Annotated in this window: 11 protein-coding genes; 7 read left to right on the top strand and 4 right to left on the bottom strand. The window is 76.7% G+C overall.

The window, feature by feature from the left end; translation table 11 throughout:
- Both MHY85_RS16930 and MHY85_RS16925 read right to left on the bottom strand, forming a co-directional pair.
- The coding region (locus MHY85_RS16930; RefSeq protein WP_239198461.1) for a four-carbon acid sugar kinase family protein at positions 1–721 on the bottom strand (721 nt) is incomplete at its 3' end.
- On the bottom strand, positions 718–1506 hold the full coding sequence (locus MHY85_RS16925; protein ID WP_239198458.1) for a DeoR/GlpR family DNA-binding transcription regulator: 789 nt from the start codon (positions 1504–1506) through the stop codon (positions 718–720). The genes MHY85_RS16930 and MHY85_RS16925, both read right to left, overlap by 4 nt.
- 76 nt (positions 1507–1582) lie before the next feature.
- Here MHY85_RS16925 and MHY85_RS16920 point away from each other — a divergent pair, with 76 nt between their 5' ends.
- Genes MHY85_RS16920 through gtfA form a run of 4 tightly spaced genes read left to right on the top strand, consistent with a single transcriptional unit; the run spans position 1583 to position 6277 of the window.
- Positions 1583–3187: an L-fuculokinase gene (locus MHY85_RS16920; RefSeq protein WP_239198455.1), complete on the top strand. Its 1605-nt coding sequence runs from the start codon at positions 1583–1585 to the stop codon at positions 3185–3187.
- Positions 3184–4068 (top strand): hypothetical protein, encoded by an 885-nt coding sequence (locus tag MHY85_RS16915; protein WP_239198452.1) that lies wholly within the window; start codon positions 3184–3186, stop codon positions 4066–4068. The genes MHY85_RS16920 and MHY85_RS16915 overlap by 4 nt, the downstream gene beginning before the upstream one ends.
- Positions 4065–4757, top strand: coding sequence for an aspartate/glutamate racemase family protein (locus MHY85_RS16910; RefSeq protein ID WP_239198449.1), 693 nt, complete (start codon positions 4065–4067; stop codon positions 4755–4757). Before MHY85_RS16915 ends, MHY85_RS16910 begins: the two co-directional genes overlap by 4 nt.
- Positions 4754–6277 carry a sucrose phosphorylase gene (gene gtfA, locus MHY85_RS16905; protein ID WP_239198446.1) on the top strand — a complete coding sequence of 508 codons (1524 nt, stop codon included), beginning with the start codon at positions 4754–4756 and terminating at the stop codon, positions 6275–6277. Before MHY85_RS16910 ends, gtfA begins: the two co-directional genes overlap by 4 nt.
- Before the next feature lie 4 nt (positions 6278–6281).
- On the opposite strand, the gene MHY85_RS16900 is transcribed toward gtfA, so the two are convergent.
- A complete protein-coding gene (locus MHY85_RS16900) occupies positions 6282–7349 on the bottom strand; it encodes a GTP pyrophosphokinase family protein (protein ID WP_239198443.1) in 1068 nt (355 codons plus the stop codon).
- 116 nt (positions 7350–7465) lie between these two features.
- A complete protein-coding gene (locus MHY85_RS16895; RefSeq protein WP_239198440.1) occupies positions 7466–8398 on the bottom strand; it encodes an SDR family oxidoreductase in 933 nt (310 codons plus the stop codon).
- A gap of 171 nt (positions 8399–8569) precedes the next feature.
- Between MHY85_RS16895 and MHY85_RS16890 the strand changes: the two genes are divergently transcribed.
- From MHY85_RS16890 to MHY85_RS16880, 3 genes are all read left to right on the top strand, one after another.
- Positions 8570–9424 (top strand): helix-turn-helix transcriptional regulator, encoded by an 855-nt coding sequence (locus tag MHY85_RS16890; protein WP_239198437.1) that lies wholly within the window; start codon positions 8570–8572, stop codon positions 9422–9424.
- A gap of 75 nt (positions 9425–9499) precedes the next feature.
- Positions 9500–12175 (top strand): hypothetical protein, encoded by a 2676-nt coding sequence (locus tag MHY85_RS16885; protein WP_239198434.1) that lies wholly within the window; start codon positions 9500–9502, stop codon positions 12173–12175.
- Positions 12172–13557, top strand: a 1386-nt coding sequence (locus MHY85_RS16880) for a GH1 family beta-glucosidase (RefSeq protein ID WP_239198431.1), incomplete at its 3' end; no start/stop codon positions are given. The genes MHY85_RS16885 and MHY85_RS16880, both read left to right, overlap by 4 nt.

Raw genomic sequence — 13557 nt, 5'->3', positions numbered from 1 at the left:
GCCCCCCCCCGCCCCCCCCCCCCCGCCCCCCCCGCGCCAGCGCGTCCAGGTCGTCGTCGGTCAGCGCGTCCGCGAGCACGTGCGCGGCCCCGTCGCGGACGACCCGCGCCAGCGCCCCGCCCGGGTCGGTCGCCCGCAGGCCGCCCCGGGGCAGCAGCCCGACGGGGCGCGCGGTCTGCCGCCCGAGCACCCGCACCAGGTCCGGGTCCGTCATCGGCGTGAGCGGGTGGTGCCGCAGCGACGACTCCGACAGCAGCCGGTCGCCGACGAACAGGTGCCCCTGGTACTGGGTCCGCCCGGCGCGCGGCGTGGCGGGCGTGCCGACGGACACCGCGCCCGGCCCGAGCAGGTCGAGCAGGGCGTCCGCGACCGGCCCGATGGTGCCCTCGTCGGTGGAGTCGAACGTCGAGCAGTACTTCTGGTAGATCGCGGCGGCACCCCGGTCGAGCAGCCACGACGCCGCGGCCACGGACTCGGCGACCGCCTGACCGACGGATGCGGTGCGGGTGCGGAGCGCCACCACGGCGGCGTCGCAGGGCGGCATCGCGAGCCCGGGTCCGGGGACCCCGAGCACCACGACCGCCGAGCCGCCCGCGTCCCGGACGGCGTCCGCGAGGTCGCACGCGCCGGTCACGTCGTCCGCCACGACGCCGAGCCGCGGCCCGGTCGCGCCGCCGGGCCGCGCGCCGGTCGAGGCGGCGGCCCCCGGCCCGGTGGTCACGGCGCCGCCGCCCCGGTGTCCGCGACCACCACGCGCTCGCACCGCTCGCGGAGCACGGCGAGCTGGTCCGGCGTCGCCCCGTCGTCGACCACCACGGCGTGCGCGTCCTCGAGCCCCAGGACCCGCATCGGGGCCCGGGCCGCGAGCTTCCGGTGGTCGAGGAGCAGCACGACCCGGGCGGCGATCGCCGCCATCGCGCGCTTGGTGTCGGCGTCCCACGGGTCCGCGGAGTAGACGCCGCCCGGCCCGGCGGCGGTGGCGGACAGCACGGCGACGTCCACGGCCAGGTCCGCGAGGCCGGCGCGGGTGGCCGGGCCGGCGAACGACCGGGTGGCGCGGTGGAAGGTCCCGCCGAGCGCCACCACCTCCAGGTCGTCCCGGCCGGTGCAGGCCGTGATGACCGGCACCGAGTGCGTGACGACGGTGAGCCCCTGGGGCAGCCGTCGGGCGAGGGTCGCCACCGTCGTGCCGGCGTCGAGCGCCACCACCCCGGCGTCGGCGAGCAGCGGCAGGGTGGCGCGGGCGATCGCGTCCTTCTCCCGGGCGGCCTCGGTGCGCCGCAGCTCGAACGGCGGCGCGGCGCTGCCGTCGACCAGCGAGGCGCCGCCGACGACCCGGCGCACCCGGCCCTCGGCCGCGAGCTGGCCGAGGTCGCGGCGGATGGTCATCTCGGAGACGCCGAGCTCGGCCGCGGCGGTGCTGGACGAGACGTAGCCGGACTCCTCGAGCCGGCGCAGCAGCTCGTCCCGGCGGCGGGGGGCGGCGGAGTAGCGCACGGTCGCCATCCAACGGTCGCCCGACCCGGATGTCAACGTCCGCACACGGTTGACCGATGTGTTCGACATCGAACACACTGCTGCCGTGAGCCGCCTGCTCGGCCTCGGCATCGACGTCGGGACCACGAACACGAAGGTCGCGCTCGTCGCCGCGCCGGAGTCGGCCGCCGACGGGACCGTCGAGCTGCTCGCCGTCGCGGCCGCGCCGACCCCGGAGCCGGCCGCGCTCGACCGCGTCCTGCGCGAGCTGACGGTGCGCGCGCTCGCGACGGCGCGCCGGTCCGAAGGCGACCCGCGCGCCCCCGGCGCCCGCCCCGGCCCGGCGCCCGTGCCGCTGGCCGTGGGCGTCGCCTCGATGGCCGAGACCGGCGTCCCGCTGGACGCCGGCGGTCACCCCCTCGGCCCGTGGCTCCGCTGGGACGGCCAGCGCGCCGCGGCCGAGGCCGCCGCCCTCGCCGACCGGCTCGGCGTCACGGCGCTGTTCGAGGCGACCGGCGTCCGGCCGAGCGCGAAGGTGCCGCTCGCGACGCTGGCCTGGCTGGCCGCGCACGACCCCGGCCGGAGGGCCGCGCTCGCCCGGTGGGCCGGCGTCGCGGACCTGGCGGCGCTGCGGCTGACGGGCGAGCTCGTCACCGACCACACCCTCGCGGGCCGCTCGATGGCCTACCGCCTGCCGCCCGCGGGCGCGGCGCTGCCGACGGCCTTCGACGCCGACCTGCTCGCCGAGGTCGGCCTGCGCCCCGAGCACCTGCCGCGGGTCGCCGGGCCCGGTGCGGTCGCCGGCACCGTGCGGCCGGGGTCCTGGGTCGCCGCCGGGCTCCGGGCCGGCACGCCCGTCGTCGTCGCCGGGCACGACCACGCCGTCGGGGCGTGGGCCGCGGGGGTGCGGGCGCCGGGCACGACGGCCGACTCGATCGGCACGGCCGAGGCCGTGTGCACGGTGCTGTCCGCCGACCCGGTGCGGGCCGACGTCGCCCGTGCGGGGATGAGCCTGGTCCGCACCGTCGCGGGCCGCCCCGCGCTCCTCGCCGGGTCGTCGAGCGCCGGTGCGATGGTCCGCTGGTGGCTGGAGCACGAGGCCGCCGGCTCGGCGGCCGACGACCTGTTCGCCGCGGTCGCCGCGCTGCCCCCGGCCGACCGCCCGGACCCGGCGGACCCGGCGGCGCCGGTCGTCCTGCCGTACGTGTCCGGCCGGCAGACCCCGGACCCCGACCCGACCGCCCGGGTGCGCGTGCTCGACCGCGGCGACCGGGGGCCGGTGGCGCTCGCGGCGGCGATGGTCGACGGGCTCGCGCTCCAGGCGCGGTGGATGCTCGACATGCAGCTCCGGCTGGGCGCGGCCGCCGACCCGGAGCTGCGACCCGAGCGGCTGGTCGTGCTCGGCGGGCCCGCCTCCCGGAACACCGCGTGGATGCGCGCCAAGGCCGAGGCGGGACCCGTGCCCGTGCGGCTGGTCGACTGCGCGGAGCCGGTCGCGGCCGGCGCGGCGCTGCTCGCCCTGCACCGCGCCGGGCTGCTCGACCCCGACGACCCGCCGGTGCTCCCGGCCCTCGGCGGGCTGCCCGACGGCCACCCGCTGCCGGCCCCGCGCCCCGACGCCGACGCCGCGCTGGCCCGGTTCGTCCGCGCCGCCCGCGCGGCGGCCGTCCCCGACGACACGCGTTACCCGACCCCAGGAGGCCACCCGTGACCGCACCGACGCTCGACGCCATCGCCCGTCCCTCCGGCGCGCTCGCGATGGTGGCGATGGACCAGCGCGAGAGCCTGCGCACGATGTTCGACCAGGCCGGCGCGGGCCGGGTCGACGACGAGCGCCTGGTCGCGTTCAAGCTCGACGTCGCGCGCGCGCTGAGCCCGCTGGCCTCGGGCTTCCTGATCGACCGCGAGCTCGGCGTCGAGCGCGCGGCCCCGCTGCTGCCGTCGTCCTGCGGGCTGATCCTCGCCGCCGACGCGCTGGAGCAGGAGCCGGGAGGTCCGGTCGAGGAGACGGGGCTGGACGAGGTGGTCGTCGCGCCCGAGTCCGACCTGCACGGGGCCGTGGCGATCAAGCTGCTGGTCATCTGGCGCCGCGACGCCCGCCGCGAGCAGCGGGTCGAGCTCGCCCGCCGGTTCGTCGACGTCGCCGCGGCGCGCGGGGTGCTGTCCGTGCTGGAGCCCGTCGTGCGGGCGACGCCGGCGGAGACCGCCGCGGGCACCTGGGACACCGAGGCGGCGATCGCCGAGGCCGCCCGGGAGCTGTCGCCCCTCGGCCCGAGCCTGTACAAGGTGCAGGTGCCGCTGGGCGGGCGCGCGGAGGCCGCGGACCTCGAGCGGGCGTGCGCGACGCTCGGCGAGTCCATCACCGGGCCGTGGGTCGTGCTGTCGCAGGGCGTGGACCGGGACGACTTCGCCGGGGCGGTGCGCGCGGCGTGCCGCGGCGGGGCGAGCGGGTTCCTGGCCGGCCGGGCGCTGTGGAGCGACGTCGTCGGGCGCCCGGACGTGCCGGCCGCTCTCGCCGAGGTGTCCGTGCCGCGGCTGGAGCGGCTGGTGGAGCTGGTGGACGCCGAGGCCCGGCCGTGGACGGCGGCGTGACCGGGGAGGCCGGCACCGCCGGCCTGCTGCACACGGTCCCCGCCCTCGCGGCCCGGTTCGACGCCGACCTCGACGCCGCCGCCCCGGGGATCCGCCGGGTGCACGTGGTCGACGGGTGGTTGCTCGCCACCGCGGTCGCGACCGGCGTGACGCCCGCGGTCGAGGCGGCGGTGCTCGCCCACGTGCGGCACCTCGCCGCCGCGGGCGCCTCCGCGGTCCTGGTGACGTGCTCGTCGATCGGCGAGGCGGCCGAGGCCGCCGCGGCGCAGGTCGAGGTGCCGGTGCTGCGGGTGGACGCCCCGATGGCCCGCGACGCCGTCGCCCGCGCGGCGGCGCCCGGCGCGCGGGGCAGCGTCGCCGTGCTCGCGACGCTCGCCTCGACGCTCGGGCCGACCGGCCGGCTGGTGGAGCGCGCCGCACGCGACGCGGGCGCGGCCGTGGCGGTCGAGGCCCGGGTGGTCGAGGGGGCCGCCGCCGCGCGGGACGCCGGGGACGGGGACCGGGCGGACGAGCTGGTGGCCCGGGCGGTCGCCGAGGCGGCGGCCGGCGCGGACGCCGTGGTGCTCGCGCAGGCGTCGATGGCCGGCGCCGCGGCGCGCGCGGACGTCGCGGTGCCGGTGCTGACCTCGCCCGCGGGCGGGGTGGCGGCGCTGGTCGGGGCCCTCGGGGTCGACGGGGGTGCGCGGTGACCGCCTCCGCCGACCACGGCGTGCACCTGCTGGCCTACACCGAACGGCTCGGCGGCGACCTCGCGGGCGTGCGCGCGCTGCTCCGCGACGACCCGCTGGCGGCGTTCCGCGGCGTGCACCTGCTGCCGTTCTTCGTGCCGTTCGACGGCGACGACGCCGGCTTCGACCCGGTGGACCACAACGCGGTCGACCCGCGCCTCGGCACCTGGGACGACGTGCGGGCGCTCGCCGCCGACGGGGTGCACGTGACCGCGGACCTCATCGTCAACCACGTGTCGGCGGACTCGGCCGAGTTCCGGGACTGGCTCGCACGGGGCGAGGAGTCGCCGGCCGACGGCATGTTCCTGACCTACGACACGGTGTTCCCCGACGGCGCCGGCGAGCGCGAGATCACCGCGTTCTACCGGCCGCGCCTCGGGCTGCCGTTCACGCCGTACCAGCGGGCCGACGGCACCCGGCGGCTGGTGTGGACGACGTTCATGCCCACCCAGGTCGACCTCGACGTCCGGCACCCCGCCGCCCGCGCCTACCTGCGCCGCACCCTGCGCACGCTCGCCGACGGCGGGGTGTCGACGGTCCGGCTGGACGCGGTCGGCTACGCGGTGAAGACGCCGGGCACGGACTCGTTCATGACGCCGCAGACGCTGGAGTTCGTCGAGGAGATCACCGCGCTGGCGCACGCCGAGGGGCTGCGGGTGCTGGTCGAGGTGCACGCGCACCACACCCAGCAGGCGGCGATCGCCCCGCTGGTGGACCTGGTCTACGACTTCGCGCTGCCGCCGCTGCTGCTGCACGGCCTGGCGACGGGGGAGACGGACCGCCTCGCGCACTGGCTGGACATCCGGCCGCGCAACGCCATCACCGTGCTCGACACCCACGACGGCATCGGCGTCATCGACGCGGGTCCGGCCGGCGACCGCCCCGGCCTGCTGTCGGCCGAGGAGATGGCGGCGGTCTTCGCGGAGGCGGGGCGCCGGACCGCCGGCCGGTCGGCGCGCGCGTCCACCACGCCCGCGTGGGCCGCGCTGCCGCACCAGATCAACGCGACCTTCTTCTCGGTGCTCGGCGAGGACCCGGTCGCGTACCTGCTCGCCCGGGCGGTGCAGCTGTTCGTGCCGGGCCGGCCCCAGATCTACTACGTCGGGCTGCTCGCCGGGACGGACGACATGGACCGGTTCGCCCGCACCGGGCAGGGCCGCGAGGTGAACCGGCACGTCTACGACCCGGCCGAGCTCGCCGCGGCGCTCGCGGGCGAGGTGACCCGGGCCCAGCTGGGGCTCGTCGCGCTGCGCTCCCGGCACCCGGCGTTCGGCGGGGAGTTCGCCGCGCGGGAGGACGGGCCGGGACGGCTGGTGCTCGGCTGGGACGACGGCGCGGGCGCGACGGCGGTGCTGACCGTGGACCTGACGCCCGGGGCACCGGCCTTCGCGATCGAGGTGGCCGGCGGGCCGGAGGGCGCCGCGCGGTACGCGTCGGTCGCGGACCTGGCGGCGCTCACATCGCCAGGTCCGCGACCCTGACAAGTCAGCGGTCTTGTAGCAAATCGCGCGCGGCGCCCAGCGCCTGGGCAAATCCTCGACGATAGGTCGGGAAGCCCGGGGAATCACCTTCTCCAAACTCAGCGATCAATATCTGGGTGAGCGCGTCTTCTAGCGATTGCGGCGACGCGCCCTCCGATTCTGTTGCCTTGGCTACCGCCCGAGCAATCTCCGAGAACCGGTTCGACTTTAGGAACGCGTCGAGGTCGGCGATCCGCGCGATGCCGTATTGTTTGGAGAATTGCACGAGATCGGCACGGTCTCGCTTAAGTCGGTCCGGCTCAATATCCGCACCCTCGTTTACACGCATATTGGCGCGCTTGAGTCGTCGGCGCAAGTTGAAGGCTCGTTGCCCCTCGGATAGGAATGCCATGATGGAGTTAGTGTCTACCGGGATATCAAGGTTCCCGTGCTCGACATCCGAGCCGTATGCCTCCTGCGTGGCGCGGCTCGCGTCGCGGAGCACCGCAAACTGCTCATCTGCGAGTTCAAAAAGTGCACTCAAGCGATACAGTCGCCGTCTGATGTCGGCAGGGGCGGACTCTGCGGATTTGTAGTCAACCTTGTGAGAGACGGCGGCCCAAGCATGTTGAAGCGCCGTGCGAACTTGAAACTCGATTTTCAAGCCAGCATAGGGCTCCCATTCGACCAACTTCTCCCGGGGGGCCCCAATGGTTGCTACGTAGTGCGAGGACCGGTATCCGAAATGATCGGCTCTCAGGCCTTCCTCGCCGGGCGAGTCGTTGTCATTGACTGAAAACTCGCGACGAAGTATGTGACCAACGCGCTCGACGTCGTCTTGGTAGTAGGTGATGACGCGAATGCCGACCAGATCAGTGATGGAGTCGAAGGGATTGGTCTCCTCGCGACGCTTTCGTTTGATCTTCTCTATGAAGGACCGGACGGTTTTGGTGCGCGTCTCCACTTGGATCACGTCGAGCCCATCCGCCGCGAGAAGGTCTCTTACTAGCGTTTCCACGCGATGCTCGAGACTTTCGTAGATGCCGCGACGTTCGGCAAACTCGTCGCCCCACTGGCTCGCGGACTTGGGCACGTCACTCCCTCGTGGAGATCGCTATCGATGCCAACAAGCCTATGGCTTTGTGTTGATGCTCGACGCGACGGTAGTGGTTGTTCGCCCGATCGGAGTAGTTCGGGAAACGGGGCTAATCACGCCGCCCGCACCCCGACCAGCCGCTCCGTCTCCGCCCAGACCCGCCGGGCCTCGTCCGTGCTCCGCAGCGACCGGTACAGCCGCTGCTCGGCCGGGGCGCCCGCGAGGTGCCCGAGGCCGCCCGGCCCGTACAGCCGTCCGCCCTCGACGTCCGGCGACGTCGCCGCGTGCAGCGCCGGCAGCCCGGCGGACGTCGGCGTCCCGGTGATGCCCCACGCCGAGAGCCGCCGGATCAGCCGCACCTCGCGGGTGTCGTCCGCCCGCCCGACCTCGGGCCGCGCGGCGAGCAGGCTCGTCGGCGCGACCCCGGGGTGGGACAGCACGCTGGTGATCCCCCAGCCCGCCGCCTCGCTCCGCCGGGCCAGCTCCAGCCCGAACAGCCCGTACGCGATCTTGGACGAGCGGTAGGCCGCCATCCCGTCGTACGACCGCTCCCAGCTCAGGTCGTCCCAGTGCACGGTGCCGCGCGCGGCGGCGATGCTGATCTGCGACACCACGCGCGCCCGGCCGGCGCGGAGCAGGGGCAGCAGGTGGAGCACGAGCGCGGCGTGGCCGAGGTGGTTCGTGCCGAGCTGGAGCTCGAAGCCGTCGGCCGTCGTCCGGCGGTCGGGCGGCGTCATCACGCCGGCGTTGCCGACGAGCACGTGCACGGGCCGGTCCTCGTCGAGCAGCGTGCGGCCCAGCGCGGCGACCGAGTCGAGGGAGGACAGGTCGAGGGCGCACAGGGACACGTCGGCACCCGGGGCCGATGTGCGGATCGCGGCGAGGGCCGCCTCGCCCTTGCGGGGGTTGCGGACCGGCAGCACGACCTCGGCGCCGGCGGCGGCCAGCCGGGTGGCGATGCCGAGCCCGATGCCGTCGCTCCCGCCGGTGACGACGGCGCGGCGACCGGACTGGTCGGGGACGGTGATGTCGGTGGCTCGGGACACGGTGGGCTCCTCGGGGTGCGGGCTGGTGGTGCGACCACCGTCGCCGCCGCCGCGGGGGCCGTCCAGGGCGGGCTCATCCACGGATCGCCGGGCCGTGGCTCCCGGGCGCCGGGCACGGTAGGAACGACGGCGGGGCCGGGCACGCGCCGGCCCGGATCGCGGGAGGGGCGCATGGAGATCGACCGGGCGGGGCTGGCGGAGTTCCTCCGCAGGCGGCGGGAGTCGTTGCAGCCCGAGGACGTCGGCCTGCCCCGCGGGCCGCGACGGCGCACCGACGGCCTGCGCCGCGAGGAGGTCGCGGTGCTCTGCCACATGTCGACCGACTACTACGCCCGGCTCGAGCGCGAGCGGGGGCCGCAGCCGTCCGAGCAGATGATCGCCTCGATCGCGCAGGGCCTGCACCTGTCCCTCGGCGAGCGGGACCACCTGTTCCGGCTCGCCGGCCACCACCCGCCGCCCCGGGGACCGAGCGGCGAGCACGTCGGCCCGGCGCTGCTGCGGATCCTCGGCCGGCTGCAGGACACCCCGGCCGAGGTCGTGACCGAGACCGGCGAGACCCTGCGCCAGACCCCGGCGGGCGTCGCGCTGACCGGCGACACGACCCGGTTCACCGGGCCGTCGCGCAGCCTGGGCTACCGGTGGTTCGCCGACCCGGGCGCCCGGGACCTGTACGAGCCCGAGGACCACGCGTTCCTGTCCCGGCTGTACGCCTCCGGGCTCCGGGAGGTGCTGGTCCGGCGCGGCCCAGGTTCGCGGGCGGCGCGGTACGCCGAGCTGCTGCTCGACCGGAGCGCCGAGTTCCGTGAGCTGTGGGAGCGGCACGAGGTCGGCCTGCGCCCGCGGGAGACGAAGCGGTTCGTGCACCCGGAGGTCGGCGCGCTGGAGCTGAGCTGCCAGACGCTGGTCGACCCGGAGCAGTCGCACCTGATGCTCGTCTACACGGCGGTGCCGGGCAGCGAGAGCGCGGAGAAGCTGCGGCTGCTCGCGGTCGTGGGTCGGCAGCGCCTGGCGGCCGGCGCGGGCTGACGACCCGCCCCGGCGGCGGGATCCGGCGGTCCGCCGGCGTTGCGCCGCCTCGTCCGGGTGTGGTTCGGTAGGAGTATGGCATCGATGCCACACGTGCCGACCAGCGAGGACGCCCCGGCCCCCGCGCACTCCCGCGGCGGGCGCGTCCTCGACCTCGCCGGCCCCGGCTGGCTGGTCCGGGAGGCGCTCGGCGACACCTGGCGGTGGTACGTCGACGCGCCGGTCACGGCCCGCAACAACGCCGCCGACGCCGCCCGGGCCGCCGCCGCCACGCCGGGCTGGTGGCCCGCGACCGTGCCCGGCTCGGTGGTCGCCGACCTGGCCCGCGCCGGCGAGCTGCCCGACCCGTACCGGGACCGGAACAGCCGCGCCGCCGAGTGGACGGGCGCGCGGCACTGGGTCCACCGCCGCGCGGTCGACCTGCCGCCGCTCGCGCCCGGGGAGCGGGCCGTGGTGGAGCTCGACGGCGTCGACCCGTCCGGCACGGTGCTGTGGGACGGGGAGCCGCTCGGCCGCGTCGAGGGGCTGTACCACCGGTTCCGGGCGGAGGTCCCGGCGCACGCGGCGACGCCGGGCGAGCACCGGCTGGCCGTCGTGGTCGACCCGGTGCCCGCGAACGAGCCGCAGGTCGGTCGCACCGAGCGCGTCCGGGTGCACCGGCCGCGGATGACCGAGGGCTGGGACTTCTGCCCCCGCCTGCCGCACCAGGGCCTGTGGCGCTCCGCGCGCGTGGTGGTCGACCGCGTCCACCTGGCGGCGCTGACGGTCCGGCCGTCCGTGACCCCCGGGACCGCCGACGGAGTCGTGCGCGTCGCGGGGGTCGTCGAGGTCGGGGACGACGGCGCCGCCGGGATCAGGGTCGAGGTGCTGGACGACGCGGGCGGCCTCGTCGCCGCCGTCCGCGCCGACCTGCCCGGTCCCGGGCGCGAGCGCCCGCTCGACCTCGCCGTCCGCGTCCCCGCGCCCCGCCTGTGGTGGCCGCGCCGGCTCGGCACCCCCACGACGTACACCGTCCGCCTGACCGTCCCCGGCGGTCGCACGCTGTGGCGCGGCACCGTCGGCTTCCGCACCGCCCGCCTCGTGGCGAACCCGGGCGCGCCGGCCGGGGCACGCGGGTACACCGCCGAGGTCAACGGCGTCCGGTTGCCGCTGGTCGGCTGGAACTGGGCCCCGGCCGATGCGCTGTACGGCACGGTGACCCGCGAGCGCGTCGAGCACCTGGTCGGGCTGGCGGTCGCGTCCGGCGCCGCGCTGCTGCGGGTGTGGGGCGGCGGCCTGGTGGAGACGGAGGAGTTCTACGACGCCTGCGACCGTGCCGGGCTGCTGGTGTGGCAGGAGCTGTCCCAGTCGTCGTCGGGCATGCAGAGCGCCCCGGGCGAGGACCCGGCGTTCGTCGACCTGATGCGCCGCGAGGCCGCGGTCGTCGTCCCCCCGCGCGTCCACCACCCGAGCCTGCTGCTGTGGGGCGGCGGCAACGAGCTCGACCTCGACGGCGTCCCGCTCGACGAGGCGCGGTCCCCGGTGCTCGCGGCGCTGCGGGACGAGGTGGCGCGCCTGGACCCCGGCCGCGCCTGGCTGCCGACCTCGCCGACCGGCCCCGCGTTCCACCACCGCGCCGACGTCATCGCCGCCGCCCCGGACGACCAGCACGACGTGCACGGCCCGTGGGAGCACCAGGGACTGACCGGCCAGCACGCGCTCGCCGACGCGGGCACCTGCCTCGCGCACAGCGAGTTCGGCGTCGAGGGGATGGCGAACCGCCGGCTGCTCGACCACCTCGTGCCCGCGGACCGGGTGTGGCCGGTCGACCGGTCGAACCCCGTGCACCGGCACCTCGGCGAGTGGTGGGACAACGCGCCGCTGGTGCAGGAGTGCTTCGGCGGCCGGCTGGCGGGCGTCGACGACTACCGGCGGGCGAGCCAGCACCTGCAGGCGACCGGCCTGGCGTACGCGGTCGAGGCGGACCGGCGGCGGTGGCCGCGCTGCTCGCTGGTGCTGCCCTGGCAGCTCGCCGAGTCGTACCCGAACAGCTGGTGCACGGCCGTGGTCGACCACCTCGGCGACGCCAAGCCGGCGTTCCACGCGGTCGCGCGGGCGTTCGCCCCGGACCGGGCGACGCTGCGCACCGCCACGACCGCCTGGGGCGGCCGCACGCACGCCGCCGCGGAGGTCTGGCTGTGGTCGGACGGCGGCGTCGGCGCGGGGTCGGCGGTCGTCGCGCGGCTGCGGACCGCGGACGGGGACGTGCTGACCGAGCGTCGGTGGGCGGTCCCGGACCCGGTGCGCGAGCCCCGGCCCGTCGGGGACCTGCGGCACCCCGCGTCCGCGCTGCCGCGGGCCGCCGTGCTGCTGTGGGAGGTCGTGTGGACCGCGGCGGGCGGGGCGGTGCTGGACCACGAGGTCGTGGTCGCCACCTCGGCCGCCGACCTGTCCCCGCTGCTCGACCTCGCGCCCGCGGTGGTCGACGTCGTCGCGCGGCCGGACGGGCCGGACGCGGCCGTGCTGGAGGTCGCCCACCGCGGCGGCCCGGCGGTCGTCGGACTCGCGCTGCTCGACGCCCGGCCGGTCGGCGCACCCGGCTGGGCGGTGCTCGACGGCGATCCCCGCCCGCTGCTCCCGGGCGGGTCCCGCACGCTCCGCGCCCGCTGGACCCCGGCGGACCCGACCGGACCGCGCCCCCTCACCCTGACGGCCTGGAACCTCCCGGCCACCACCCTCGACCCCCGCGTCCCCCAGGAGGCCCGACCGTGACCGTCACCTTCCCGCCCGGCTTCCTGTGGGGCGCCGCCACCTCCGCCTACCAGGTCGAGGGCAGCCTCGACGCCGACGGCCGCGGACGCTCCGTCTGGGAGGAGTTCGCCGCCCGGCCCGGCGCGGTCGAGGGCGGCGGGGACGGCTCGCGCGCCTGCGACTCCTACCGGCGCTGGCGGGAGGACGTCGACCTCGTGACCGAGCTCGGGCTGCGGGCGTACCGGTTCTCCGTCGGCTGGTCCCGCGTCGTGCCCGAGGGCCGCGGCCGGGTCGAGCCCCGCGGCCTGGACCACTACGAGCGGTTCGTCGACGCCCTGCTGGAGCGCGGAGTCGAGCCGGTCTTGACCCTCAACCACTGGGACATGCCGCAGGCGCTGATGGCGGACGGCGGCTGGGCCGGCCGGTCCGTCGTCGACGCGTTCGCGGCGTACGCGGACGCCGTCGCCGGGCGGCTCGGGGACCGGGTGACCTGGTGGGTCACCCAGAACGAGCCGTGGATCGTCCAGCTCCTGGGCTACCAGCTCGGCCTGCACGCCCCGGGCGTGGCCGACCTGGGCGCCTCGGTCGCGGCGGGGCACCACGTGCTGCTCGGCCACGGCGCCGCTGCCGACGCGATCAAGGCCCACGCCCCGGCGGCCCGCACCGGCTGCGCGCTCAGCCTGTTCCCCTGCGACCCCGCGACGGGCTCCGCCGAGGACGCCGCAGCCGCGTGGGGCTCGGACGGCTACGTGAACCGGTGGTACCTCGACCCGCTCGCCGGGCGCGGCTACCCGGACGACATGCGGGCGCACTACGAGCGCGCGCTCGGCCGGGCCCTGGACGACGTGATCCGCCCCGGCGACGAGGACCGGATCGGCGGCCGGCAGGACTGGATCGGCGTCAACTACTACACCCGCCGGGTGCTGGCGGCCGCACCCGCGGGGCCGGACCGCCCGTTCCCGTGGCAGGTGGTCGGGCCGTCCGGGGACGTGCGGCGCACGGACGAGGGGTGGGAGATCGTGCCGGACGCCCTGCGCGACCTGCTGCTCCGCCTGCACCGCGACCACCCGGGCACGCCCCTGATGATCACCGAGAACGGCGGGGTGTTCGGGGACGGGCCCACGCACGACGGCCGGGTGCACGACGTCCGGCGCACGGACCTGCTGCTCGGCCACCTGCGCGCCGTGCACGAGGCGATCGAGGGCGGGGCGCCGGTCGTCGGCTACCTGCACTGGTCGCTGCTGGACAACTTCGAGTGGTCGCTCGGCTACCGGCCGCGGTTCGGGCTGGTGCACGTCGACTACGCCACCGGGCGGCGCACCGTGAAGGACTCCGGGCGGGTGTACGCGCAGATCGCGCGCACCGGGACGCTGCCCGCCGCCCCGCCCTCGATCGCCTCGTGC

It is taken from the genome of Cellulomonas sp. ACRRI (genome assembly GCF_022346185.1).
Lineage (GTDB): Bacteria > Actinomycetota > Actinomycetes > Actinomycetales > Cellulomonadaceae > Cellulomonas.
Note: the sequence above shows the minus strand (reverse complement) of the source record. Positions and strands in the feature narration are given on the sequence as shown.

What these genes read in the sequence shown, in the direction of transcription:
- MHY85_RS16890 (WP_239198437.1), top strand. Translation starts at nt 8,570, where the DNA reads ATGGAGATCGACCGGGCGGGGCTGGCGGAGTTCCTCCGCAGGCGGCGG.
- MHY85_RS16885 (WP_239198434.1), top strand. Translation starts at nt 9,500, where the DNA reads ATGGCATCGATGCCACACGTGCCGACCAGCGAGGACGCCCCGGCCCCC.
- MHY85_RS16925 (WP_239198458.1), bottom strand. Translation starts at nt 1,506, where the DNA reads ATGGCGACCGTGCGCTACTCCGCCGCCCCCCGCCGCCGGGACGAGCTG.